Origin of the sequence: Bacillus halotolerans (genome assembly GCF_001517105.1) — a bacterium.
Lineage (GTDB): Bacteria > Bacillota > Bacilli > Bacillales > Bacillaceae > Bacillus > Bacillus halotolerans.
Genome location: NZ_LPVF01000010.1, coordinates 354,970 through 380,969 on the forward strand (window position 1 = coordinate 354,970; position 26,000 = coordinate 380,969).

General features: G+C 42.8%; 23 protein-coding genes. All 23 read right to left on the minus strand.

The genetic code is table 11. The annotated features are described in order from the left end of the window. Window positions 1-87: 87 nt before the first annotated feature. Window positions 88-4,401, minus strand: a complete 4,314-nt coding sequence (locus tag AU387_RS12165; protein ID WP_059335787.1) for a PolC-type DNA polymerase III — start codon at window positions 4,399-4,401, stop codon at window positions 88-90. Between the two features lie 107 nt (window positions 4,402-4,508). Then, complete coding sequence (proS, locus tag AU387_RS12170; RefSeq protein WP_059335788.1) at window positions 4,509-6,203, minus strand: proline--tRNA ligase; 1,695 nt, start codon at window positions 6,201-6,203, stop codon at window positions 4,509-4,511. A gap of 32 nt (window positions 6,204-6,235) precedes the next feature. Then, on the minus strand, window positions 6,236-7,504 hold the full coding sequence (gene rseP, locus AU387_RS12175) for an RIP metalloprotease RseP (protein ID WP_081638303.1): 1,269 nt from the start codon (window positions 7,502-7,504) through the stop codon (window positions 6,236-6,238). 6 nt (window positions 7,505-7,510) lie between these two features. After that, window positions 7,511-8,662: a 1-deoxy-D-xylulose-5-phosphate reductoisomerase gene (gene dxr / locus AU387_RS12180; RefSeq protein ID WP_044155869.1), complete on the minus strand. Its 1,152-nt coding sequence runs from the start codon at window positions 8,660-8,662 to the stop codon at window positions 7,511-7,513. A 60-nt stretch (window positions 8,663-8,722) separates the two neighbouring features. Continuing rightward, window positions 8,723-9,532 carry a phosphatidate cytidylyltransferase gene (gene cdsA / locus AU387_RS12185; RefSeq protein ID WP_081638302.1) on the minus strand — a complete coding sequence of 270 codons (810 nt, stop codon included), beginning with the start codon at window positions 9,530-9,532 and terminating at the stop codon, window positions 8,723-8,725. A 3-nt stretch (window positions 9,533-9,535) separates the two neighbouring features. Next, entirely contained in the window at window positions 9,536-10,318 is a 783-nt protein-coding gene (gene uppS, locus AU387_RS12190) for an undecaprenyl pyrophosphate synthase (protein WP_024121421.1), read from the minus strand. A 130-nt stretch (window positions 10,319-10,448) separates the two neighbouring features. Then, window positions 10,449-11,006, minus strand: a complete 558-nt coding sequence (gene frr, locus AU387_RS12195; RefSeq protein ID WP_024121420.1) for a ribosome recycling factor — start codon at window positions 11,004-11,006, stop codon at window positions 10,449-10,451. 1 nt (window position 11,007) lies between these two features. After that, window positions 11,008-11,730 (minus strand): UMP kinase, encoded by a 723-nt coding sequence (pyrH, locus tag AU387_RS12200; protein WP_010334275.1) that lies wholly within the window; start codon window positions 11,728-11,730, stop codon window positions 11,008-11,010. A 145-nt stretch (window positions 11,731-11,875) separates the two neighbouring features. Next, entirely contained in the window at window positions 11,876-12,757 is an 882-nt protein-coding gene (gene tsf, locus AU387_RS12205; RefSeq protein WP_024121419.1) for a translation elongation factor Ts, read from the minus strand. Window positions 12,758-12,856: 99 nt separating this feature from the next. Then, window positions 12,857-13,597, minus strand: a complete 741-nt coding sequence (rpsB, locus tag AU387_RS12210; RefSeq protein WP_024121418.1) for a 30S ribosomal protein S2 — start codon at window positions 13,595-13,597, stop codon at window positions 12,857-12,859. Between the two features lie 143 nt (window positions 13,598-13,740). Then, on the minus strand, window positions 13,741-14,262 hold the full coding sequence (locus AU387_RS12215; protein ID WP_059335789.1) for a hypothetical protein: 522 nt from the start codon (window positions 14,260-14,262) through the stop codon (window positions 13,741-13,743). Between the two features lie 29 nt (window positions 14,263-14,291). Next, a complete protein-coding gene (gene sigD / locus AU387_RS12220) occupies window positions 14,292-15,056 on the minus strand; it encodes an RNA polymerase sigma-28 factor SigD (RefSeq protein ID WP_010334270.1) in 765 nt (254 codons plus the stop codon). Between the two features lie 22 nt (window positions 15,057-15,078). Further along, window positions 15,079-15,579, minus strand: a complete 501-nt coding sequence (gene cheD, locus AU387_RS12225; protein ID WP_044155874.1) for a chemoreceptor glutamine deamidase CheD — start codon at window positions 15,577-15,579, stop codon at window positions 15,079-15,081. Beyond that, on the minus strand, window positions 15,576-16,205 hold the full coding sequence (gene cheC / locus AU387_RS12230; RefSeq protein WP_059335790.1) for a CheY-P phosphatase CheC: 630 nt from the start codon (window positions 16,203-16,205) through the stop codon (window positions 15,576-15,578). The genes cheD and cheC overlap by 4 nt, the downstream gene beginning before the upstream one ends. 18 nt (window positions 16,206-16,223) lie before the next feature. Next, window positions 16,224-16,694 carry a chemotaxis protein CheW gene (cheW, locus tag AU387_RS12235; protein WP_024121414.1) on the minus strand — a complete coding sequence of 157 codons (471 nt, stop codon included), beginning with the start codon at window positions 16,692-16,694 and terminating at the stop codon, window positions 16,224-16,226. Between the two features lie 21 nt (window positions 16,695-16,715). After that, window positions 16,716-18,731: a chemotaxis protein CheA gene (cheA, locus tag AU387_RS12240; RefSeq protein ID WP_044155876.1), complete on the minus strand. Its 2,016-nt coding sequence runs from the start codon at window positions 18,729-18,731 to the stop codon at window positions 16,716-16,718. Window positions 18,732-18,736: 5 nt separating this feature from the next. Further along, a complete protein-coding gene (gene cheB, locus AU387_RS12245; protein WP_059335791.1) occupies window positions 18,737-19,804 on the minus strand; it encodes a protein-glutamate O-methylesterase CheB in 1,068 nt (355 codons plus the stop codon). Window position 19,805: 1 nt separating this feature from the next. Continuing rightward, entirely contained in the window at window positions 19,806-20,702 is an 897-nt protein-coding gene (locus tag AU387_RS12250) for a MinD/ParA family protein (RefSeq protein WP_082687898.1), read from the minus strand. Then, complete coding sequence (locus tag AU387_RS12255; protein WP_044155880.1) at window positions 20,693-21,790, minus strand: flagellar biosynthesis protein FlhF; 1,098 nt, start codon at window positions 21,788-21,790, stop codon at window positions 20,693-20,695. Before AU387_RS12255 ends, AU387_RS12250 begins: the two co-directional genes overlap by 10 nt. Continuing rightward, window positions 21,790-23,823, minus strand: coding sequence for a flagellar biosynthesis protein FlhA (gene flhA / locus AU387_RS12260; RefSeq protein ID WP_044155881.1), 2,034 nt, complete (start codon window positions 23,821-23,823; stop codon window positions 21,790-21,792). The genes AU387_RS12255 and flhA overlap by 1 nt, the downstream gene beginning before the upstream one ends. 32 nt (window positions 23,824-23,855) lie before the next feature. Then, window positions 23,856-24,938: a flagellar biosynthesis protein FlhB gene (gene flhB, locus AU387_RS12265; RefSeq protein ID WP_059292779.1), complete on the minus strand. Its 1,083-nt coding sequence runs from the start codon at window positions 24,936-24,938 to the stop codon at window positions 23,856-23,858. Then, a complete protein-coding gene (gene fliR / locus AU387_RS12270) occupies window positions 24,938-25,717 on the minus strand; it encodes a flagellar biosynthetic protein FliR (protein ID WP_024121407.1) in 780 nt (259 codons plus the stop codon). The genes flhB and fliR overlap by 1 nt, the downstream gene beginning before the upstream one ends. A gap of 7 nt (window positions 25,718-25,724) precedes the next feature. Next, window positions 25,725-25,994 (minus strand): flagellar biosynthesis protein FliQ, encoded by a 270-nt coding sequence (gene fliQ / locus AU387_RS12275; protein WP_010334259.1) that lies wholly within the window; start codon window positions 25,992-25,994, stop codon window positions 25,725-25,727. Window positions 25,995-26,000 lie beyond the last annotated feature (6 nt).

The following is a 26,000-nucleotide window of genomic DNA, read 5'->3' on the forward strand; positions in this document are numbered from 1 at the left end:
TCACAGGGGCTCTACTCATACGATTGCACTTTTGCCGCTCATGTATGCATAAAAGCCGAATTTCTTAAGAAATTCGGCTTTTATATGCTAAAACAGCGATAATTGGTTTTGATCCGGCAATGACTCCAAACAGCCGTGACGATCTAAATACTCTAAAATCGTTTTTGATACTTTCCCTCTCTTTTGCAAATCTTCTTTTGAGAGAAATTCTCCTTCTTCACGGGCCTTTACAATATTTAGAGCGGCGTTCGTACCTAATCCAGGAATAGAATTAAACGGCGGGATCAGGCTGTTGCCGTCAATAATAAATTCCGTTGCGCTGGAGCGGTATAAATCGACTTTTTGGAATGAATAGCCTCTTTCACACATTTCCAGCGCTAATTCTAATACTGTGAGAAGGTTTTTTTCCTTCGGCGACGCATCAAGCCCTTTGGAGTTGATATCCTCCATTACGGCTTTGATTGCTGTGGAGCCTTTGATCATTGTATCAATATCAAAGTCGTCTGCACGAACCGTAAAATAAGCCGCATAATACAGAAGCGCGTGATGCACTTTAAAGTAAGCAATACGGACTGCCATTAATACATAAGCCGCGGCGTGGGCTTTCGGGAACATGTATTTAATCTTTTTGCAGGAATCGATATACCAGTCTGGGACATTGTTATTTTTCATTTCTTCTTCCCATTCAGGTGTTAAACCTTTTCCTTTACGGACAAATTCCATAATTTTAAACGCCAGTGACGGCTCGAGCCCTTGATAGATTAAATAAACCATAATGTCATCACGGCAGCCGATCACCTCACTCAGCTCACAAATATTATTGTGAATGAGCTCTTGCGCATTGCCGAGCCATACATCTGTTCCGTGAGACAGCCCTGAAATCTGAACGAGCTCAGAAAACGTTGTCGGCTTTGTGTCTTCAAGCATTTGCCGGACAAAGCGGGTTCCGAATTCAGGAATACCCAGAGTGCCCGTTTTACATCCAATCTGTTCCTGTGTGACACCGAGTGATTCGGTTCCTTGGAAGATTTTCATTACTTCAGGGTCATCTGTCGGAATCGTTTTCGGATCAATTCCGCTTAAATCTTGAAGCATACGGATTACCGTCGGGTCATCGTGCCCCAGAATATCAAGCTTCAGCAGGTTGTCATGAATGGAATGGAAGTCAAAATGAGTCGTTTTCCATTCAGAACCTGTCGCATCTGCCGGAAACTGAATCGGAGAGAAATCATAAATATCCATATAATCCGGAACTACGATAATACCGCCAGGGTGCTGTCCAGTCGTCCGTTTTACACCTGTACAGCCCTGCACAAGCCGGTCGATTTCGGCGCCGCGCATATGGAGATTATTATCGCCGGCATAGCCTTTTACGTAACCGTAAGCTGTTTTTTCTGCAACCGTGCCGATCGTTCCCGCACGGTATACGTTGTCTTCTCCGAACAATACTTTTGTATAATTGTGGGCCTGCGGCTGATATTCCCCTGAGAAGTTCAAATCGATATCAGGTACTTTATCCCCTTTAAATCCCAGGAACGTTTCAAACGGAATATCGTGCCCGTCTTTTTTCAAAGGCGTTCCGCAATGAGGACACATTTTGTCAGGCAGGTCAAAACCTGAACCGACAGATCCGTCATTAAAGAACTCAGAATGCTGGCATTCAGCACATATATAGTGCGGCGGCAGCGGGTTCACCTCTGTGATCTCAGTAAGTGTCGCAACTAATGAAGAACCTACCGATCCCCGTGACCCTACCAGATACCCGTCATCGAGAGATCTCTTTACGAGTTTATGAGAGATCAAATAAATAACAGCAAAGCCGTGGCCGATGATACTTTTCAGTTCTTTTTCAATACGCGCTTCAACGATTTCAGGGAGCTGCTCTCCGTAAATGCTACGTGCACGCTGATAGCTCATTTCCCTGATTTCTTCATCAGCGCCTTCGATTTTCGGCGTATATAAATCATCTTTAATCGGCTTGATGTCTTCAATTAAAGATGCAACCTTTTGTGTGTTGGTAACCACGATTTCCTTCGCTTTTTCTTCCCCTAAGAAGGAAAAGGCTTCAAGCATTTCATCTGTCGTTCTGAAATGCACTTTCGGAAGTTCGTGTCTGTTCAGCGGATTCGCGCCGCCCTGAGAGGATACTAAAATCTTTCTGTAAATTTTGTCCTCATCATTCAAATAATGAACATTTCCTGTTGCGACAACAGGTTTATTAAGCTTTTCACCGAGTTTGGTGATATTCGTAATGATTTCTTTCAGCGATTTTTCATCGCGAACCAGTTCTAGCTCAAGCAAGTGGCGGTACACCTCAGGCGGTTGAACCTCGAGGTAATCGTAGAATGACGCAACATCCTCCACCTCTTCCGGCGACTTTTGCATCATGCCTTCAAAAACCTCTCCTCTGTCGCAGGCTGAACCGATCAGAAGGCCTTCCCTGTATTTCTCAAGCTGAGACCTTGGAATACGCGGCACTCTGTAAAAATAATGAATATGGGAAAGTGAAACGAGCTTAAATAAGTTTTTCAAGCCTGTGCTGTTCACCGCCAGCACTGTTGCATGATACGGTCTTGACCTTTGATAAGCGTTGGACTGACCCATATTTTCATTCAGCTGGTCATGATACTGAATGCCCTTTTCAGCAGCATCCTCCAGCATTTTCAAAAGCAAATAAGCGGTTGCCTCGGTATCATAGATCGCACGGTGGTGCTGTGTAAGTTCAATGTTAAACTTTTTACACAGCGTGTTCAGACGGTGATTCTTAAATTCCGGATAAAGAAATCGGCCGAGCTCCAGCGTATCAATGACAGGATTTTTTGCTTTTTCAACTTGGAGAAGCTTTTTGAAAGCAACGTTTAAAAATCCCATATCGAAGCTTGCATTATGGGCGACGAGAATATCATCGCCAATCCATTCTCTGAAATCTCTTATCACGTCTATTACATCCGGCGCGTCGACCAGCATATCATCAGTGATGCCTGTCAGTTCAATGATTGTCGCCGAAAGCGGACGATGCGGGTTGGCAAATGACTCAAACTTATCAATGATCTCTCCGCCTTTCACTTTTACAGCCGCCAGTTCAATAATCGTATCATACACAGCGGAAAGTCCGGTTGTTTCGACGTCAAAAACGACATATGTTTCTTCATTAAGCAAACGGTGTGCGGGATTATAAGCAATCGGCACCCCGTCATCCACGATATTGGCTTCCATTCCGTAAATCATTTTAATTCCATGTTTTTGGGCAGCAGAATAAGCATCTGGGAAGGATTGAACGACAGCATGGTCAGTCAAAGCGATCGCCTCATGCCCCCATTTTTTCGCCTGTTCAACAAGCTTTCCGATGCCTGTTACAGCATCCATTTGGCTCATTGGGGAATGCAGATGCAATTCTACCCTTTTTTCTCCTTCAGGCGCCGTGTCTTCACGGTTTTTTACTTTTATCTCATTTACATCGTTTGCAATCATGACCAGATCTCGGACAAAGGTGTCGTTTTGAATGCTTCCGCGTGCTTTTACCCACATGCCTTTTTTCAGAGACTTCATCAGAGCCGCATCTTCTTTTTCTCTTGCAAACATTTTAATTAAGATACTATTTGTGTAGTCAGTAATTTTGAAGATGCACAGCGTGCGCCCGCTTTTCAGTTCTCTGGTTTCCACATCAAACACATAACCCTGAACCGTAATTCTCCGTTCCTCGTCCATTATGCTGTCAAGTGTTCTGATTTCCTCGTTATCTTTAATTTGATAGCCGATAACAAGAGGCCCTGAAGGAACTTGATCTTCATCACTTTCTTTATCGTTCTTCTCCATTTCAATTAAAGCCTGCATCGCCCGTTCTTGATCTTCAGCTAGCTTTTGTTCCCGAAACTTTTGCACTTCTTGATCAGATACAAATATTTCAGCATCAAGCTGAAAATCCGGAAACCCAAATTGACGGTATCCCGCTTGAATCATCGCACTGTATTTGTTCTTAAGAGCAGATGCTTCTGTATCCGTTTTTGTTTTGACAATCAGTTTGTTGCCCTTCAGCTTTGGTTTTTGCTGGCTTAAGAGACTGATAATCGGCGGTGAAATGCCTTGCAGCTCTTCAATGCAGCGTGTCCAGTAATCCTGCACGAGGCCTTCATCAACCTCGGCATCTTGCACTTCGATTGAAGACGTCACTTTTGCAATATGGGCAAACGATTGCGTCAGCCTCATGGTTAACATGTCATATATTTGATAAGGCAGCAAAGATTTAAATTTAAAATGAAAATGCCAAGATTTAGATGCTTTGTGTATCGTCAGCTTTTTAATCTCGCCATCTTCAAAGTATGTCATGAAGGTATCATCTGTCATATTAATCTGCTGCAGAAGAATTTGAAACTGCCTTCTGTTTACTGATAACTGTTCCATTAAGACAGTATCCCCCCTAAAAACATCATAAGTGAAGGTACCTCAGGCAATGAGGTACCTTCTATTATTTCTATTTTAACATGTTTTTTGATAAATCGTTATGGTGTTTACTGCTTGCTGATAAAAGCAGATAACTCATCAACAGAAACTTCTGTTGACTCACCTGTTTTGCGGATTTTAACTTCCACAATTCCTTCATCAGCCCGTTTGCCGACAGTAATACGGATTGGAAGACCGATTAGATCCGAGTCAGCAAATTTTACGCCGGCACGTTCCGCACGATCGTCATACAGCACTTCATAGCCTTTCGCCTTTAAATCACCGTACAGCTTTTCAGCCAATTCTTTTTGCGCATCGTTTTTGATATTCAGCGCAAGAATATGAAGATCATACGGCGCGACGCTTTTTGGCCATATTAAGCCTTTTTCGTCGTGATGCTGTTCAGCAATAGCAGAAAGGGTTCTGGAAACACCGATTCCGTAACAGCCCATCAGCATTGGCTGTGCTCGTCCGTTTTCATCTAAATATGTCGCATTCATCGCTTCAGAATAACGAGTTCCAAGCTTAAAGACTTGTCCGACTTCGATTCCTTCTGCAAAACGGATCGTACCTTTGCCGTCTGGTGACGGGTCGCCTTCCTTAATAAAGCGAAGATCGGCAAATTCTTTAATTTGCGCATCACGGCTTACGTTGACATTTTTATAATGATAATCTCCTTCATTCGCACCGGCAACAGCATTAACCATTGCTTTAACAGCGAAATCTGCATAGACGTCAATCTCTTGATTCACACCGATAGGTCCGACAAAGCCAGGCTCTGTTCCAAGCTGCTGAACGACCTCTTCATGGGAAGCAAGTTCCATAACCTCTGCATGCAGGAGATTCTTCACTTTAATATCATTCACTTCGTGATCCCCTCGTACAAGCACCAGAACAAAACGGTCATCCGCTTTAAACAATACCGATTTCATGCAGGCTTCAGCTGAAACCTGTAAAAATGCAGTCAGCTCATCGATCGTTTTCACATTAGGAGTGTGCACTTTTTCTAAAGCGATAGGCTCTTCATTTGAAGGGACTTCCTGATAAAGAACTTCAGCCATTTCGATATTGGCTGCATATTGTGATTCATCAGAGTACGCAATGGTATCCTCTCCGATTTCAGAAAGTGCCATAAACTCATGTGTATCTTTTCCACCCATGGCACCTGAATCAGCGATAACAGGTCTTACATTAATGCCGCAGCGGGCGAAAACATTAGAATACGCATTGTACATTTTTTGATATGTTTCATCCAAGCTCTCTTCAGAAGCATGGAAAGAATAAGCATCCTTCATAATGAATTCGCGGCCTCTTAATAAACCGAAGCGCGGGCGTTTTTCATCCCTGAATTTAGACTGGATTTGGTACAGAGTCAGAGGGAGACGCTTATAGGATTTAACCTCATCGCGAACGAGTGAAGTGATCACTTCTTCATGCGTTGCCCCTAAAGCAAATTCACGGCCGTGACGGTCTTTAAGTCTCATCAGTTCAGGACCGTACGTATACCATCTGCCTGATTCCTGCCATGTCTCAGCCTGCTGCAGCGCGGGCATAAGCATTTCTACAGCGTCGATTTTTTCCATTTCCTCACGGACGATCTGCTGAATGTTTTGAATAACCTTATACGCAAGAGGCATATAGCTGTATACCCCGCTCGTATTCTGTCTGATAAATCCTGCTCTTAGAAGAAGCTGATGACTTTTCGCTTCGGCATCAGCTGGAACTTCACGGAGCGTAGGAATAAGCGTCAAGCTTTGTCTCATTTCTTCGCACCTCTGATTGATTTACTTTTCATTTACAAAAACAGCCGCTGGATATCGTTCCATGTAACGACCAGCATAAGAAGCATTAGGAAAGCGACTCCGATAAACACCACAAAGGCTTCTTTTTCTCTGTTGATCGGTTTGCCCCGAATGGCTTCTATAAATAGAAACAACAGTCTTCCGCCGTCAAGAGCCGGAATCGGAAGCAGGTTGACGATCCCAAGGTTAATACTTAAAAATGCAGCAAACTGGAATAAATTAATGATTCCCGTTTTTGCCACTTGGTCTGTCATATCGTATATGCCGACAGGACCTGAAAGCATATCAATTTTAAATTGTCCTGTCACTAATTTACTGAGATTTGTTAATATCGCTTTTGTAACATCAACAGTTGATGTTGCACCATAAGCAACTGCTGAGAGAACGCCTTTCTCAGTCGGCGCGTAAGAACCAAAGCGGCCGATTGTTTTTTTGTTCTCATCTTTAACGGCTTCCGGAGTAACTGAAATGTGGAGCGTTTTGTTATCTCTTTTTACCTCAACGTCAATTTCTTTTTCCGGGTTTTCTTTTACCGCAGAGACAATGTCGGTCCAGGACCTCATCTTCTCTCCGTTAATGCTTTGAATGTAATCTCCTTCTTTTAGCCCTGCTTCGGCTGCCCGTCCGTTGTCTGTCAGCTGTCCAAGCATAGGCTCATTTGACGGAACACCCTGAATCAGCCCAAGCATCACTAAAATGACATAAGCCAATATGAAATTCATAATCGGACCTGCGGCAATCGCCTTAATTCGCTGCCACACAGGTTTGGAACCAAACTGGCGGTTATACGGTGCGATCTGAACTTCTTCTCCGTCTACAATGAAAAAGGAGGTTTCACTCACACTAAAGCTGGAAAGCTCATCCTCTTTCCCCTGTTCATAGCCGGTGATCTTCATATCATGCTCTAGGTCCGCCGTTTCCACCTCGATAATTAAAGCATCCGGGTATTTTTCCTTTTGATTGATGATGACTTTTTCAACCTGATCCTCTTTGTTAAAAAGAAGCCCGATCGTGTAGCCGGGTTTCACCTCAATCATTTCCGGATCTTCGCCGGCCATGCGGACAAACCCGCCGACCGGGAGAAGTCTGATCGTATACACCGTTTCATTTTTTTTGAATGAAAAGATTTTTGGACCAAAGCCGATCGCAAATTCACGGCACAGAATTCCCGCTCTTTGGGCTAACAACAAATGGCCCAGTTCATGGAAGAAAACGAGCGTTCCGAAAATAATGATAAACGCTATAACTGTATTCACGAACATACCACCTTATGTGAGTATTGAATTGACGTATCCCCGGGTATCTTTGTCCACTTCCTGAATGTCTGCCAAGCTAGGCTTTTGAATAACCTGATGGCGGTTTAATGCCTTTTCGATACAGTCTTCAATCGCTAAAAACGATATCTTGCCCGCTAAAAAGGCGGCGACAGCCACTTCATTTGCCGCGTTTAGCACAGTCGGCATTGTTCCCCCTATTTTACCTGATTCAAAGGCAAATTGTAAGCAGCGGAACCTGTCAAAGTCAGCTTTCTCAAAATGAAGACTGCCGATTTCCCACAGCTCGAGCCTTTTGGCGTCTGGCAATGGCAATCGGTCGGGATAGGTGAGCGCATATTGAATCGGAACCCTCATATCAGGAGTGCCGAGCTGTGCAATCACACTTTTGTCATGAAACTCTACCATGGAATGGATGATGCTCTCCTTATGTAAGACCACATCGATTTGTTCATATGGAATATCGAAAAGCCAATGCGCCTCAATCACCTCTAATCCCTTATTCATCATTGTAGCCGAATCAATTGTAATTTTTGCACCCATTGACCAATTCGGGTGCTGTAATGCATCTTCAATTGTAACTGATTCGAGCTGCTCCCGCGTCTTGTCCCGAAAACTTCCGCCTGACGCCGTAATGATAAGGCGATCAATGTTTTTAGCCTGTTCGCCTTGCAGGGCTTGAAAAATGGCTGAATGCTCACTGTCAACGGGCAGCAGCGGAACATTGTATTTCTTAGCATGTTCTTTAACTATATGCCCGGCAGTGACAAGAGTTTCCTTATTTGCAAGCGCAATTGTTTTTTTCTGTTCGATCGCCTTTAACGTAGGAATGAGACCGACACTCCCAAGCAAGGCATTGACAACAATATCGACTTCCTCCATAACTGCCGCTTCAATCAGGCCTTCTTCTCCAAGCCCGATCTGGCAATCAAATGAAAAAGAAACTTGTTTTAATTTGTGATATGTATCCAGATCACCGACAGATACAAACTTCGGCTGAAAGGCCTCTATCATCGGCACGGCCTTATCAATATTTTTGCCGAACGACATAGATACCAGCTGAAATTGGTCTTGGTGCGTACGCAATACGTCAAGAGTCTGTTCGCCGATTGATCCTGTTGCTCCTAAAAGACAAATATTTTTCAAAGTGCCACTACTCCTATTCTTTTTGCTGCATAATCAGTCTCTAATTCATATTAGACTTTTTTATGAAAAAAGGGCAAGCAGAAAGTACAAGAAAGGCATGACAAACAAAAAACTGTCAAAACGGTCTAGCACACCGCCATGCCCGGGAAGAATTTTCCCAGAATCCTTTACATCGTAATGTCTTTTCAGAGCGGATTCTACTAAATCCCCAATCTGTCCGAAAACAGACAAAAACAGTGTGATCAAAAGCAGATAGAAATATGGGATCGGCAAGTTTGCCACAAGCTGAAAAATCGTCGAAAGTACAAGTGCAATGACGATTCCGCCTACAAATCCCTCAACTGTTTTATTAGGGCTGATTTCAGGCCACAGTTTTCGTTTCCCAAGCGATTTCCCGACAAAATATGCACCGGAATCAGTCGACCAAATCACGACACAGGCATAAAAAATGTATGTCAGCCCATGCTGATCAAGATTTCTGATTTCAATAAAATAATGAAAACACATTCCGATGTAAATCGTTGCAAGGGTAATAAAGCCGACTTCATCAAAGGTAAAAGTGTTCTTCACCAATACTGTGTACGTCAGTAAAATCAGTACTGCGAACAAAGCCGTTTCAATTTTCGAGATACCATTCGCTTCAAAAAAAGAGTACTGGCTTGGCATTAAGAACATCCATAACAATAAAAGACTGATCAATCCAGGCAGTGAAACCAGCTTAAGTTTTTTCATCCGCAGAAGCTCAAAAAGCGCTACACTGCCCATTGCATAAACTAATATGGTGAACGGCAAATTCCCGACAATAACTAAAAATAAAAATACAATTGCTGCCAGAACACCTGTCAAAATTCTTTGTTTCATGTCCACCATCCTCTAAATTCCGCCAAACCTCCGGCCCCGTTGCTGATATTCTCCTAACGCCTGCAAGAAATGATTTTCTTTAAAGTCAGGCCACAGAACGTCAGTAAAGACAAATTCACTGTAGGCAACCTGCCAAAGCATAAAGTTGCTTAGTCTAATCTCGCCGCTCGTTCGAATTAAAAGTTCAGGATCCTGCAAAGATTCAGTCATTAAATGATTAGAAAAAAGCGACTCATCAATGTCTTCTATTTTCAAAGAACCATCCTTCACTTTTTCCGCGAGTGTTTTTGCAGCAGTGACAATTTCAGTACGCCCTCCATAGTTGAGAGCAAAATTAAGGATCAGCCCGTCATTTTGCGCCGTATCCTTTACAGCCTTTTCAATCGCACGCATTGTGTGCGGCGGCAAGGCTGATTCATCTCCTATAATCCGGACCTGCACATTCTCCTCAACAAGTTCCGGTAGATACGTATTTAAAAACTCTTCAGGAAGCTTCATCAAAAAATCAACTTCCATTTTCGGCCGCTTCCAGTTTTCTGTTGAAAATGCGTACAGGGTCAGTACCTTGACACCCAATTCGTTAGCAAGCTTTGTTGTCCTTTTAACCACCTTCATTCCTTCGTGGTGGCCTGCAATTCGGGGGAGAGAGCGTTTTTTAGCCCAACGGCCATTTCCATCCATTATAATGGCGATGTGTTCGGGGATTTCCCCCTTAAGTATGTCTTCTTTTGTATAGCGTTCTAAGTTGGAAGCCGCAGTTTGCTGGTTCTTCCAATTTTTGAGTATGTTGAGCATGAGATTCCTCCGTCACCCAAAAAGGTTGCATTCCCTGCTGATAACCAATGTAATCAACAGTATTAACAAAAAAACCCCCTGTAAACATGAGAGGGTCTTTTCACTATTATCTATTGTACATAGTTTTTCATTAAACTTCCATGATTTCTTTTTCTTTGTCTTTTGTGACACTGTCAATTTTTGACACATATTCATCTGTCAGTTTTTGAACATCTTCATTGGAAGCACGCAGCTCATCTTCAGTGATGTCTCCGTTTTTCTCAAGTTTTTTGAGATCATCGTTCGCATCACGGCGTACATTTCGTACAGCTACTTTTGCGTCTTCAGCATATTTTTTTACAACTTTGACTAATTCTTTACGTCTTTCTTCTGTTAGCGCAGGAATCGCAATGCGAATCATATTGCCGTCGCTCGTTGGCGTTAAGCCTAAATCCGCTTTTAAAATTGCTTTTTCGATATCACCGATTGCTGACTTGTCGTATGGTGTTATGACCAGCATACGAGCTTCAGGCACGTTAATAGAAGACAGCTGATTTAAAGGTGTCTGTGCTCCGTAATATTCAACTGTTACTTTATCTAATAAAGATGGGTTCGCACGGCCTGCGCGTACAGTAGCCAATTCACGCTGATAAGCAGCAATTGCTTTTTCCATTTTTTCTTTCGTTTGTGTTAATACTTCTTTTGACACGTTATTTCCCCCTCACGATCGTTCCGATTGATTCGCCTGTCACGGCGCGTTTAATATTTCCTTCTTCCATAATAGAAAAGACGATTAGCGGAATGTCATTATCCATGCATAAAGATGATGCTGTTGAATCCATCACTTCCAAGCCGTCTTTTAGAACGTCAAGGTAAGAAAGCGATTCATATTTTACAGCTGATTCATCTTTTCTAGGATCAGCATTATACACACCGTCAACATTGTTTTTAGCCATTAAAATAACGTCTGCTTCAATTTCAGCAGCGCGCAGTGCAGCTGTCGTATCAGTTGAGAAATATGGGTTTCCTGTACCCGCAGCAAAAATAACGACACGTTTTTTCTCTAAGTGGCGTATCGCTTTTCTTCTGATATACGGTTCAGCAACTTGTCTCATTTCAATGGATGTTTGCACTCTGGACTGGATTCCGAGTGTTTCCAAGCTGTCTTGAAGAGCAAGCGAGTTCATCACTGTCGCCAGCATCCCCATATAGTCTGCAGTTGCGCGGTCCATGCCCAGGTCACTTCCTGTTTTTCCGCGCCATAAGTTGCCGCCGCCTACTACAACAGCCACTTCGACTTCAAGCTCAGCGATTTCTTTCACTTGCTTTGCAATGGATTGAATGACAGTAGGGTTAATTCCATTACCCTGTTCCCCTGCCAATGCTTCCCCGCTAAGCTTTAATACGATACGTTTGTATTTTGGTTTTTCCATAATAACCTCCAAGTGTAAACATTGCCGTTTTCTATTATGCAAGAGAAAAAAAGGTTTGTAAATATAGTTTTAAAAATAGGGAACACAAAGTGTGTCCCCTATACTGCCTGAAAAGACGCGACTTGATCGCGACATCTTTTCACCATTATTTTTTCACTTGGTTCATTACTTCTTCAGCAAAGTTTTCTTGACGTTTTTCGATACCTTCGCCAACTTCATAGCGAACGAAAGTTTCAACAGTTGCGTTTTTCGCTGCAACAACTTGTTTCACTTTTTCATCTGGGTTTTTAACGAATGCTTGGTCTAAAAGACAAATTTCTTCGAAGAATTTGTTCAGACGGCCTTCAACCATTTTCGCTACGATGTTTTCAGGTTTTCCTTCTTGAAGAGCTTGCTGAGTTAAGATTTGACGCTCATGGTCTGTTTCTTCTTCTGATACTTGGTCACGAGAAATATAACGAGGGTTAACCGCAGCAACATGCATTGCGATATCTTTCGCAGTTTCTTCGTCAGTTGTACCGTTAAGAACAGTTAATACGCCGATGCGTCCGCCCATGTGAAGGTAAGCACCGAATGCAGAGCTGTCATCTTTTGTAAGAACAGCAAAGCGGCGAAGCGTGATTTTCTCACCGATTTTAGCAACTGCACTTGTAATGTACTCTTCTACAGTAGAGCCGTTGTCCATTTTTTGGCCCATTGCTTCTTCAACATCTGCAGGAGTGTTTGCAAGAAGGTGGTCAGCCAATGTATTAAGAAGCTCTACGAAGCCTTCGTTTTTCGCAACGAAATCAGTTTCAGAGTTTACTTCTAAAATAACACCTTTGTTGCCGTCAGTTTTAATAAGAGTTGAACCTTCTGCTGCGATACGGTCAGCTTTTTTCGCTGCTTTTGCAATTCCTTTTTCTCTAAGAAGGTCAATTGCTTTGTCCATATCTCCATCAGTTTCAGTTAACGCTTTTTTACAATCCATCATACCCGCGCCAGTTTTTTGACGCAGTTCTTTTACTTGCTGTGCAGTAATAGCCATTTGTATTCCTCCTTATATGTTTAAACAAGATATGTATCATGACATTTTTCTTGAAAAAAGGTGATAAAAGGCAGTCCCTCTTATCACCTTTTGAATAGGTTACGCAGTTGTTGTTTCAGTTTCTGGTGCAGTTTCTTCAGCAACTTCCGCTTCTTCTTCGCCTTGCTTCGCTTCTAAGATTGCATCTGCCATTTTAGAAGTTAGAAGTTTAACAGCGCGGATAGCGTCATCGTTCGCAGGAATAACAACATCGATTTCATCAGGATCACAGTTAGTATCTACAATTCCGATGATAGGGATGTTTAATTTGCGAGCTTCCGCAACAGCAATGCGCTCTTTGCGAGGATCGATGATGAATAATGCATCAGGAAGATCCTTCATTTCTTTAATTCCGCCTAGGAATTTTTCAAGACGCTCTAATTCTTTTTTCAATTGAACGACTTCTTTTTTAGGAAGTACTTCAAACGTACCGTTTTCTTGCATTTTTTCAATGTCTTTAAGACGTTTAATACGTTTTTGGATTGTTTCAAAGTTTGTTAATGTACCGCCCAACCAGCGTTGGTTGACATAGTACATGCCAGAGCGTTGAGCTTCTTCTTTAACAGAATCTTGAGCTTGTTTTTTTGTACCTACGAAAAGGATTCTTCCGCCTTCAGCAGCAAGATTTTTAGTGAAGTTGTAAGCTTCCTCTACTTTTTTGACTGTTTTTTGAAGGTCAATGATGTAGATTCCGTTACGCTCCGTGAAAATATAACGCTTCATTTTTGGGTTCCAACGGCGTGTTTGGTGACCGAAGTGAACACCAGCTTCAAGCAATTGCTTCATAGAAATGACTGACATGTTATTTCCTCCTAATATAATGGTTTTTTTCCTCCGCTTAGGTCATTTTTGTGCAGAACTGCCGCCTGCAGCACCCTCTGCATAAATCGTTAAGCGTGTGTATTTAACACCAAGACATAATATAACACAGCTTTATGCGACAATCAAGAATCCTTTACAGCTTTGGAGCGAAATTTTAGAAATAGCTCGATTTCTGTCTTTCCGCTCTTCAATTTCTGAGCAATTTCACCAGCTGAATATCCCTGTTCATATAATGACATAACTTCATCTTCAAATGAACGGGCATCGCTGTTTACGTTCTCTTCCGCCCTCTCAACCTCGTTGATCAGACCTTCGATATGCTCGGGAAGAGCGTTGTTTTCTTCCTGAACAGCACCTCGCTCTGAATGTTGTTCTGCCTGCTGATGTTGTTCTGCCTGCTGATGCTCTTCCTTCTGTTTTTCTTCAGTTTGAACAGAAGGTACATCCAAGTTGTCTATCAACTTCTCATTTTCTTCTTTTAGTTCAAGAAGAAATGCCGCAAGTGTGTTCTCCGTCTCTTCCAGCAGCTTCTTTTGCTGTTTTTCTGTTTCTTTCACAGCTGCGAGCCTCATATACAGGATAATGACAGCGTACAGAAGAACGCCGTGAAGCGTGAAGCTTAAAAGCCATAATAGTGTTGACATGTTTTTCACTCGCTAATCATGAGAATTCTTTATTGAATTACTTTTTCAAGCAGATTCTTTAATTTAAATAGTGCCTTTGAATGTATTTGTGATATACGGGACGTAGAAAGATTCAATACCTGTCCGATTTCTGTCAATGTCAATTCCTCTTTATAGAACAAACTGACCACAAGCTGTTCTTTTTCAGAGAGTTCGTGAATTTTGTCCGCAAGCTGCGCAATCAGCTCATCTTTCATGATCTTTTCTTCCGGCGGGACATTTTTGTCATCTCTGATCATGACCTGGATGTTTTCCCCGTCATCCTGATCATGAAGCTTTTCGTCAATTGACAGCAGATTTGCAAAAAAACCTTCATTCATTGTTGACACTACATCCTGTTCCGTCATTCCGAGTTCCTCTGCAATTTCTGCGGGCGATACATTCCGAAGATAGCGCTGTTCAAGCTTTTCAATCGCCGCTTCAACCTTCTTTGTTTTTTCACGCGAGGTTCTGGGCAGCCAATCCTCTTTACGAAGCCCGTCAATAATTGCACCGCGAATTCTAAACGAGGCGTAGGTATCAAATTTTAAGTCCCGGCTGGGGTCAAATTTTTCAAGGGCATCATATAAACCAAGCATACCAAGGCTCATAAGATCGTCTTTATGCACTGATTTTGGCAGTCCGACAGAAATTCTGCCTACATGATATGTGACAAGCGGCATGTAACGGCGCATTAAATCATCACCGGCCTTAGGATCTTTCCACTCTTTCCAGCGCGACCAAAGCACCTGATCTTCATAATTCAAGGATTGCATTGTTATCCCCCTAATACCTTAATTAAATCGTTTTTTCACCTTGTTTAACAGTTCGAATATGCAGCATACAGGACTTCGGTTCAAATTCTATCGTACGGCCGCTTGAGCCTCCCGTATCTTCACTGATAATCGGAATTTTATATAATGACAGCTGTTCCTTTATCGCTAAGACATTTCTCGGTCCGATCTTCATCAAATCATTCGTCATTTTAAATTTAAACATCTCTGATCCGCCGGCAAGCTTTGCTTTTAACGCAAACTTTCGGCAGCCCGCTTCTACCAGCATATCAATCGTAGCTTTTACAGCGGTATCGGCATATTTTGCCCGATTGAGTTCAGCTGTTTTTGATAACGTCGAATCTGGCAGCATGACATGGACAAGCCCCGCCGTTTGCTTTTCTTTATCGTAAAGCACCAGCCCTACACACGACCCTAAACCAGACGTCCGGATTGAATCCGGGAAGCGGGCGATCTTCACGTCCGCTATTCCAACCTTTACAACAGCAGCCTCAGTTGTACTCATAATGAAGCACCCAAGGCGACAAAGAGCTTTTCAAATGAATCATAGTCCGGCAGCATAAACATATGCGCTTTTAGCTCCTGCTGATGGCTTTGGTCAAAAATTGACGTATCAACAACAATTGCATGTTCTCCAACCTGGCTGAGCTCCATCAGACCTTCACTGATGACAGCACCGAACATGTCCAGTGAAACTTCTGGAACACTCGGGTAAAGCTGGAGTTTCGACAAATCAGCCAATGCCGTTAAATATGATCCTGCTAAAATATTGCCCAGTTCATGCAAAGCGGAAGAACTCATATGATCTTCACCCAGGTTTTCTATATCAAAATCCGGGTTGCCGATCAGCTCTCTGATAAACTGCTCCGCCTGATAAAAAGGCATTATAAAGAACATTGAGCCCGTCAAATCGCCTTCCATTCTTAAAAAGATACTGGCGACCGGCATTTCTGCTCCGCCGAAAAAGTCTACAAGTTCATCAAACGACAGTAACTTTGCAAACGGGACTTCCATATCAATCTTTCTATTTAACAGCTGGGCCATTGCAGAAGCAGAGTGGCCGGCTCCGATATTGCCGACTTCCCGCAAAATGTCCATCTGCTCTTCTTTGATTCCATTAAAAATACTCATGTCATAACCCCTTTAAGATTAAGCTTGATCGGGCACAGCGGACTGAGATGATTCTTTATCCAAAACCGCATTTGCATCAATAATATTTAAGAGCCTGTTCTCTTGTTTTACAATTTGTTTGATCGACACATACGTGTCTTTTTGAACACTTTCCGGAGCGGACTCTATTTCACTTTCATGAACTGTTATGACATCATTTGCTTCATCCACGATCCAGCCGACTTCAATATCACGATAAGCAATAATGATAATTCGTGTTTCATCGGTAATTTCATACTCAGGCAAGCTGAGACGCTTTCTTAAATCAATAACCGGAGTCACCACGCCGCGCAAATTGATCACTCCGCAAATATAAGGTTCAACGCCTGGCACTCTCGTTGGCTTTTGCCATTTCTCAATTGATTTCACCTGAGTGACAGAAATGGCATATTCTTTGCCATTTACCATAAAGACAATCATTTTTTCGCCTGTTTTAATTTCTGCAGTCATGTGAGACACCTCCTCGTATGGTTAAATAATCAGTGCATTACAATCGATAATGAGCGCTACTTCTCCGTCTCCTAAAATAGTAGCTCCGGAAATTGCAAAGACGTTTGTTAAATAATCTCCGAGTGATTTCAGCACAACTTCCTGCTGGCCAATAAAGGAGTCCACCACAAATGCAGTAGGTTTGTCGCCTTTCTTCACGACAATGATATGGAGCTGTTCTGCATCTTGTCTTGTATCTTCTATTTTAAACTCTTCTTTTAAATATACGACAGGGACAATATGCCCTCTAAAATCAATTACTTCACGGTCATGCGTTTGCAGAATATCTTTTCTGTCTATAACTGCCGTTTCAATTATAGAAGAAATCGGAATCGCAAATGTCTCTTCTTCCAATTTGATCAGCAGAACTGAAATAATGGACAATGTAAGCGGAAGCTGAATGCTGAATAGTGATCCTTGTCCTTCTGCAGATCTCACACTGACTGAACCGCCGAGTGACTCGAGTTTATTTTTCACAACATCAAGCCCGACACCCCGCCCGGAAATATCCGAAATTTGATCAGCTGTAGAGAACCCCGGAGCAAATATCAATTCATAAATTTCATTGTCTTCTAAAGTTTCAGCTTCTCTTTCTGTAATGACACCGCGCTCAAGCGCTTTTTCAAGGATTTTTTTGCGATTAAGGCCTGCCCCGTCATCCTCAACTTCAATAAAGACGTGATTTCCGCTGTGATAAGCTTTCAGCACAACTTTTCCAGACTCAGGTTTTCCTTTTTGCAAACGTGTTTCCGGAGACTCAATTCCATGGTCAATACTGTTTCTGATTAAGTGAACGAGCGGATCTCCAATTTCATCAATTACTGTTCGATCGAGTTCTGTTTCCGCACCGATGATGGAGAGTTCGATTTTTTTATTCAGCTCTTTTTGAAGCTGGCGAATCATTCTTGGGAAACGGTTAAAAACAGTTTCAACCGGAACCATTCTCATGTTGAGAATAATAGACTGCAAATCGCCGGAAATTCTCGTCATTCGCTCGACTGTTTCAGTCAATTCATTGTGCTCAAGCTCTTTTGCAATCTGCTCAAGACGCCCGCGGTCAATGACAAGCTCTTCAAATAAGTTCATTAAAGAATCAAGCCTGTCGATATTGACACGAATCGTTTTAGATCCGCCTGTATGCTTCGACTGTTCATCGTTTTTAGCAGGCTGCTTTTGTTTATCCTGCTTAACAGGTGCCTGTGCAGCAGCTGGTGTATCCGCCTGAGGCTCCTCCGGTTTTTCAGCTGGTTGTAAAGGCGAGCCCTGAATAATTTCAACATGCTCGACCTCTGAAACTCCGTTGATGATCTGTTCAACGTCTTCAGCCGTTTGATTCGTTAAGAAGCAAACCTGGAAGTCCGTGCCGAAATCTTCCGTCTCAAGCACTTCCGCACTCGGTATTGTTTTGGCTACTTCTCCGATCTCATTGAGCTTCTCAAAAACCATATATACACGAACCGCTTTTAACATACAGTCTTCTTTCAGAGAAATTGTGATTTCATACCGTTTGAAACCTTGCTCCTCCGCTTCTTCTATCACTGTTCGTTCAAACTCATCATATCCCCAATCAGATGCTGAACCCTTCGCTTCAGCAGGTTCCGCTGAAGCAGCAGTCTCAGCATGCGCACCGTTCACGTCAAGCTTTGCGCTCACTTCAGAGATATCTCTTTTACCATCCCCGCCGTCAATAATAGACTGAACCATTGCTTCCAGATGATCCAGGGCTTCAAACAAGATATCCATCCAGTCTGATGTAACTGCCATATCTCCGTTTCTAAAAGCATCCAATACGTTTTCAAGCAGATGGGTTAAATGGGCTAAATCCGTATACCCCATCGTTGCGCTCATACCTTTTAGTGTATGGGCAGCCCTGAATATATCGTGGACGAGCTGAAGATCTGTCGGGTCTTTCTCTAAAAGGAGAAGCTTTTCATTACATGTTTGTAAATGTTCTTTACTTTCATCAATAAAGACATCTAAATATTGATTCATATCCATTTGAATCACACCCTCTCTTTTTTCACACAGCTTGTGATGGATGCTGCGATATCTTCCACATGTTTAATTTCATGAATAAGGCCCGCCTTAACGGCTGCTTTCGGCATCCCAAATACAACACAAGATTCTTCAGACTCTGCAATGGTTTTCACATTGCCGGACGCAAGCATGTCCTTAAGACCGGCAGTACCGTCACTGCCCATTCCGGTCATAATGACCGCTACTTTTTCATAGTCTGCAAGTTTGCCGACAGAACGGAACAAGTAGTCTGCTGATGGTTTATGACGGCTTGGCGTATCGTGATTATCAAGAACGATTTTAAGACCGCCGCTGTTTTTGATAACGGATATGTTTTTTCCCCCCGGAGCTATGTACACACAGCCGTCAAGAGCTGCTTCGCCATCTTTTGCTTCCTTTACATGAATGTCAGACAGATGGTTCAGCCGATCAGCCAGAGAAGCAGTAAAGCCTTCAGGCATGTGCTGTACAACGACTACAGGCGCGTTTAAATCCTTAGGAAGCTTTGGTATCACCTTTTGAAGCGCCCTTGGTCCGCCTGTTGACGTGCCGATACAAACAATATGTCTGCCTGTTCCAGATTTTGACTGACTCACTGCAGGCTTAGCGATGCGTTTAGGCTCAGGCCGAATGACCGCCGGATCCGCAGCTTTTTGCTGGCCGGAAAGCCCAGCCGCGATGACCCGCTCAACTAATTGTTCTTTAATTTTGTATAAATCTAAAGATATAGAACCAGATGGCTTTGTGATAAAATCAAAGGCGCCTATCTCTAAACAGTTAATCGTACACTCTTTTCCTTGCTGGGTCTGGCTTGAAACCATAATGACCGGCAGCTGATAAAGCTCAATAATTTTCCGCAGTGTGTCTGTTCCATTCATCACCGGCATTTCGATATCAAGTGTGATAACATCCGGTTTCAGCAATTCTATCTTTTTAAGTGCCTCTTCTCCGTTTCTCGCAGTTCCGATTACTTCTATCTGCTTTTCCTCGGTTAGAAAATCACTTATCATTTTTCTCATAAAAGCCGAATCATCAACTACAAGCACACGAATCAAATTAAGCCCTCCTCATTAAAAAAGAAGATAATTTCTCAATAAATGTCTGTTTTTCTTCTTTGTGTCTAGTTTCTTCTCTTTCAAACAAGGCGTCCGCTAGGAGACGGACTGACCGGCTGGCTTTTGCCTGAGGACTTTTTAATAAAAAAGGAACCTGTTCGACAACTGCTTTGCTCACGATCCCGTCGTCAGGGACTGAACCGGCAAACTGAACCGCTTCGCCTAAAAACATGTGAATGGTCCGGGAAAGGCGGGTAAAAGCGTCAAGCCCTTCCTTTTGATCACGGCACCGATTGACAGCTACTTTCATTGAAAGCTGATTTCCTGTCAAAGCTAAATGTTTGACAGCGCTGTATGCATCCATAATGGCTGTAGGCTCCGGGGTTGTTATGATCAAAATGTCTTCTGCTGATAAAATAAAAGGCAGCTGGTCTTTTGATAAGCCCGCCCCCATGTCAAACAGTACATAATCGAACTGACTTAACGCATGAGAAAGCTCATTAGCAAAAAAGGTCCATTTTTTCTGGTCCAGCTGAAACATCATATCCAGCCCAGTTCCGCCAGATATATACCGAAGACCCTTTGGCCCAGTAGATATGGATTGCATAAAAGGCTTGCGCTCAGTTAGAACGTCAATAATAGTCGCGGAAGACGAGTTTCCCATTAATATATCAATGTTCCCCATTCCGATATCAAGATCAATAAGCAGTACCTTCTTGCCTTTATCCTGCAGCGCAAGAGCCATATTTAAAGTGATGTTGGATTTTCCGACACCGCCCTTGCCGCTGATGACTGCAAGTGTTTTAGCTTTCTGTGCAAAAACAATCGGCAGATCGCGCTCACGCTTCTTCATTTTCGCCCGTAAAGTTGCTGCTTGGTCAAATCTGTTCATCTGCACAGCATCCCTACAAACTCCCTCGGCGAGACTGTCTGTATATCCTCCGGCACATTCTGGCCGTTTGTGATAAACCCGGCGCCTATCTTTGATTCTGCCAGTATACTGAATACAGAGCCTAAGGAAGCAGTCTCATCTATTTTCGTAAAAATAAACTGATTGACAGGAACAGATGAAAAACGTCTGACAATTTGTTTCATATCTTCATATTTTGCAGTCGCTGACAAAACGAGAAATGACTGAATACTGCTTTCAAAAGGAATCGTCTCTTTCAGTTCATCGATATATTGCTGTTCTCTGAAGTTTCTTCCTGCTGTATCGATAAATACATGATCATATTCAGCAAATAATTCTTTCGCCCGCTGAAATTCCTCTTTTGTATAACAGACTTCCAGAGGAGCCTGCAGCAGCTCGGCATATGTTTTCAACTGTTCAACTGCTGCAATCCGGTAAGTATCTGTTGTAATAAAAGCAATTTTTTTCTGTTTTTCAAGCAGAGAAGACGCTGCTAGTTTTGCAAGCGTTGTTGTTTTACCCGCGCCCGTCGAACCAAACAGCACGATATACTTCGAACGAATGGGCTCCTGCCACTTGTCTGCTGGAGGTAGTGCCTCGCACAGTATATCCTGAAGTTTACCGGCCACGTTTTCTTCCGTCAGTCCGCCCGATTCAACAGAGAATCGCAGTATTTTTTTCATAGTACTGGTCTTAATTGATTCATTAACGCCGGTTACTCCCAAAAGCTGTTCAGCTTTTCTGAGCGGTTCAGGAAGTACGGATTGATATGCTGAAAAATCACCTGGCTCAGATTGAGCCGGAATTTGAGGGATTATCCTCTCCTCTATTTTCGGACTGCTGACAGGAGGTTTTGACGTTTGTTTCGGCTCTGCTGCCTTTTCAGCTGTTTTTTTCTCAAGAAAATCTTGATCCAATACGGCAATCACTTCAACAGCCGGTTTTTTTAAAAGCCCGAACCATTTACGCTTATTGATTTTTTTGGAATTTAGTATAACCGCTTCATTGCCTAGTTCTTTTCTGATAAGCTGTGCCGCTTCTTGCATTGAAGCAGCAGTAAATTTTTTGATTTTCATTAAATATCCACCACTCCAATGCTTTGAACTTCGACATTAGCCTCAAGCTCGTTATAAGAAAGAACAGGAAGATCCGGAAAATATCGTTCCAGAAGCTGCTTCACATACATCCTTACAGGAGGCGAGCAAAGAAGAATCGCAGTCTCTTGCCGTATTGAGAGCTGTTCGGCTTCTTTTGCAACAGAACGCACAATGCTTTCCGACACATCTGGTTCAAGCGACAAATAGTTCCCATGTTCTGTTTGCTGTACACCGTCAGCAATTGCCTTTTCTACACGGCCGGAACAAGTGATCACTTTTAACACTTCATTTTCTTTGGCAAACTGGGCAGTAATTTGCTTAGCAAGTGCCTGTCTTGTGTACTCTGTCAAAAGATCAGAGTCTGTTGTCAGTTTTCCGTAATCGGCGAGCGTTTCAAAAATGGTTACCAAATTGCGGATTGAAACTTTTTCTTTTAACAGTTTAGCCAGCACCTTCTGAATATCTCCGACAGATAATGGATTTGGCGTGACCTCTTCCACCAAAACCGGATACGTTTCTTTCAAATGATCAATAAGCTGTTTCGTCTCCTGTCTGCCGATTAATTCATGAGCATGCTGCTTAATTTTCTCTGTAATATGTGTTGAGACAACTGAAGCCGGATCTACAACTGTATAGCCCAGCATGTCAGCTTCATCCTTCACCGATTCGCCAATCCATTTGGCTGGAAGCCCAAACGACGGTTCCACTGTTTCGATCCCTTCAATCAGGTCGTCTTCAGGCGTAGGCGACATTGCTAGATAATGATCTAGTAATAGCTCGCCTTTTGCTACTTCATTTCCTTTAATTTTCAATCGGTATTCATTAGGCTGCAAAGCGATATTGTCTCTGATACGCACAACAGGAATGACAAGCCCAAGTTCCAGCGCCAGCTGACGGCGAATCATCACAATTCGGTCTAATAAATCCCCGCCCTGATTAGCATCCGCCAGCGGAATCAGACCATAGCCAAACTCGAATTCTATCGGATCTATATGCAGAAGCTGCACAACACTTTCGGGGCTTTTGAGCTCGTCAACTTCAGCCTCTTCCTCAAGAATCTCTTCCACTTCTTCTTTTTCCTTACCTGTTTTAGATAGCGTATAACCGCCAAAAGCAAGCAGCCCTGCAAGCGGCCCTGTTAGGAGAATACCAATTGGAGTAAACAAGCCAAGAAGCAAAATAGTTGCTGCTGTAACATATAAGAGCTTTGGATAAGCGAACAGCTGGCCTGTGATGTCATGACCTAAGTTTCCTTCGGAGGCTGCTCTTGTCACGACAATACCTGTAGCTGTAGAAATTAACAGCGCCGGAATTTGCGATACAATTCCATCTCCTACAGTCAGCATCGTAAAACGAGAGGCTGCCTCTTGTATCCCCATGCCTTGCTGCAGCATACCGATAATGATTCCGAAAATGATATTGATCATCACAATAATAATTCCGGCAATTGCATCACCTTTCACAAATTTGCTGGCACCGTCCATCGCACCGTAAAAGTCTGCTTCTCGAGCTACTTTTTCACGGCGGTGTTTCGCTTCTTGTTCGTTAATCATGCCTGCGTTTAAATCAGCATCAATACTCATCTGCTTCCCTGGCATTGCATCAAGCGTAAATCTTGCCGCAACCTCGGAAACACGTTCCGCGCCCTTTGTGATGACGATAAACTGAATAATAATTAAGATAATAAATACAACAAGTCCGACTAAAACATTTCCGCCGACAACGAAGTTACCGAAGGTCTCAACAACCTTCCCTCCTTCGCCGTGCGAAAGGATCGAACGCGTCGTTGACACATTCAAGCCCAGACGAAATAAGGTCAAAAGCAGCAACAGTGATGGAAAAATCGAAAACTGCAGCGGTTCTTGCATATTCATTGTGGTCAGAAGCACGATCAACGCAAGAGAAATATTAATAATGATCAAAATACTTAACAGCCATGGAGGAAATGGTATCACCAGCATTGCCACAATGAGGACAACACTTATTAAAACGGATAAATCTCTTGTTGACATGCTGTTTTTTCTCTCCTTTTGAATCGTAAAATTCAATTTACTTTTTGTTTCGTTTTAAATACGTAAGCCAGGATTTCTGCCAAGACTTTAAAAAACTCTTCCGGCACTGCCTGATCAATTTCAACCTGATCATATAACGCACGGGCAAGCGGTCTGTTTTCTACCATCATGACATCATGCTCTTTAGCAATCTTCCTTATTTTTAATGCAAGGTGGTCAACACCTTTTGCAACAATGTATGGTGCATCCATTTTTTCTTCGTCATATTTAAGTGCGATCGCATAGTGAGTCGGGTTTGTGATGATGACATCAGCTTTCGGCACTTCCTGCATCATCCGCCTCATCGCCATTTCCCGCTGTCGTTGCTTAATTTTAGACTTAATAATCGGATCTCCCTCAGATTTTTTGTACTCATCTTTTATATCCTGCTTTGACATTTTGATATTTTTCTCATAGTCAAATCTCTGATACAAATAATCGAGTCCGGCAAGAATCAACAAAGCCCCTGCTCCGCTCAGCCCCATCCACAGGGTGAGTTTTGAAACAAAGGAAAGTGCCTCTTCAGGTGTCAGAAGCGGGAGGCGGAGAATTTCTCCATAGTGCATCCAAAGCACAACAAACGCCGCAAACCCTACAACAGCAATTTTCAGAATCGATTTAAGCAACTCTACAATCGCCCTCATGCTGTATATCCGTTTAAAGCCTTTTATCGGATCCAATTTTTCAAGCTTAGGCTGGATCACTTCCGCAGAAAATAAAAATCCCACCTGCATATAGTTGCTTACAACTCCTGCAACAAGGGCAACAAGCAGAATCGGAGCAAGTACGATGCCAGTATCCTTTAATAAGCTTATAAACAGGATGTGCACATTTGATTCTGAGAGCTTCATTGTGAGTGACTCCGTGTAAAATGTCTCTATAAATGACAGCAGCCTGTCTCTCATATACGGGCCGATCGCAATAAACGAAAGGAAGATGACTAATAACGAAACGGCAGTATTCACATCAGAGCTTTTTGCAACCTGCCCTTTTTTTCTAGTATCCTTCCGTTTTTTCGGAGTGGCTTTCTCTGTTTTTTCTCCCGCAAAAAATTGGAGGTCAATTCTGAGCTTCATTAAGAAACACCGACCAATGCTAAAAGATTCCGCATCGTTTCAATCGTTAAGCCGAAAACATTCCGAACAACGACGAAGATAACGGACATACACACGATGAGCATGATAAAACTGACAGCAATCTTTAAAGGCAGACCGACGACAAATACATTTAATTGCGGAACTGTCCGGGCCACGATGCCTAATGCAAGATCCACAAGAAACAAACTGGCCACAACCGGCGCCGACATTTGAAATGCAATAATAAACATTGCATTAAAGCTTTTGGCGATAAGATAAGCAAACTTTTCATCGCCAAAATTCGGAAATGCCTGATCAACCGAAATATACTGAAAGCTGTAGTAAATACCGTCCAACAGCAAATGATGCGCATTGACACTCAGCATAAACAAAAGAGCCATCGTATAGATAAACTGGCCGATCAATGGACTCTGTGCGCCCGTTTGCGGATCGATAACGTTCGCAATTGAAAAACCCATCTGAAAATCAATAAACGAACCGGCTATCTGAACAGCAGCAATCATCATATACGCAATCAAACCAAGACACAGACCCACCAACGCTTCTTTAAACGCCAGCAGCATATATTGCTCGTCAACCTCCAAAGACGGAGGTTTATCAATCGTACTGAAGCAAATGACTGCAAGAAAAAAAGCAAATCCGATACGATGAACAGCCGGAACGTTTCTGTGGCCGTATAGCGGAACCGTTACAAAAAAAGCAGAGATCCTAATAAAAACCAATAAAAAAGCAGGAAATAAATCAATAATCGAATTCATCACTGTATTACCCTGCAAAACGATTTAAATTAGAAAACAGCTCTGTTGTGAACGAAAGGATGGTCGACAGCATCCATGGCCCGAAAAAAATCAGTGCCAAGAGGACTGCCACGATTTTGGGAATAAACGCCAAAGTCTGTTCCTGGATTTGAGTTGTCGCCTGAAAGATGCTGACGATTAATCCGACCAATAAGGCGATCGCAAGCAGAGGCGCGCTGATCATCAGCGTTACATATACGGCTTTTTCCGCCATAGAAATTACAAATTCTGAATTCACGTTTAG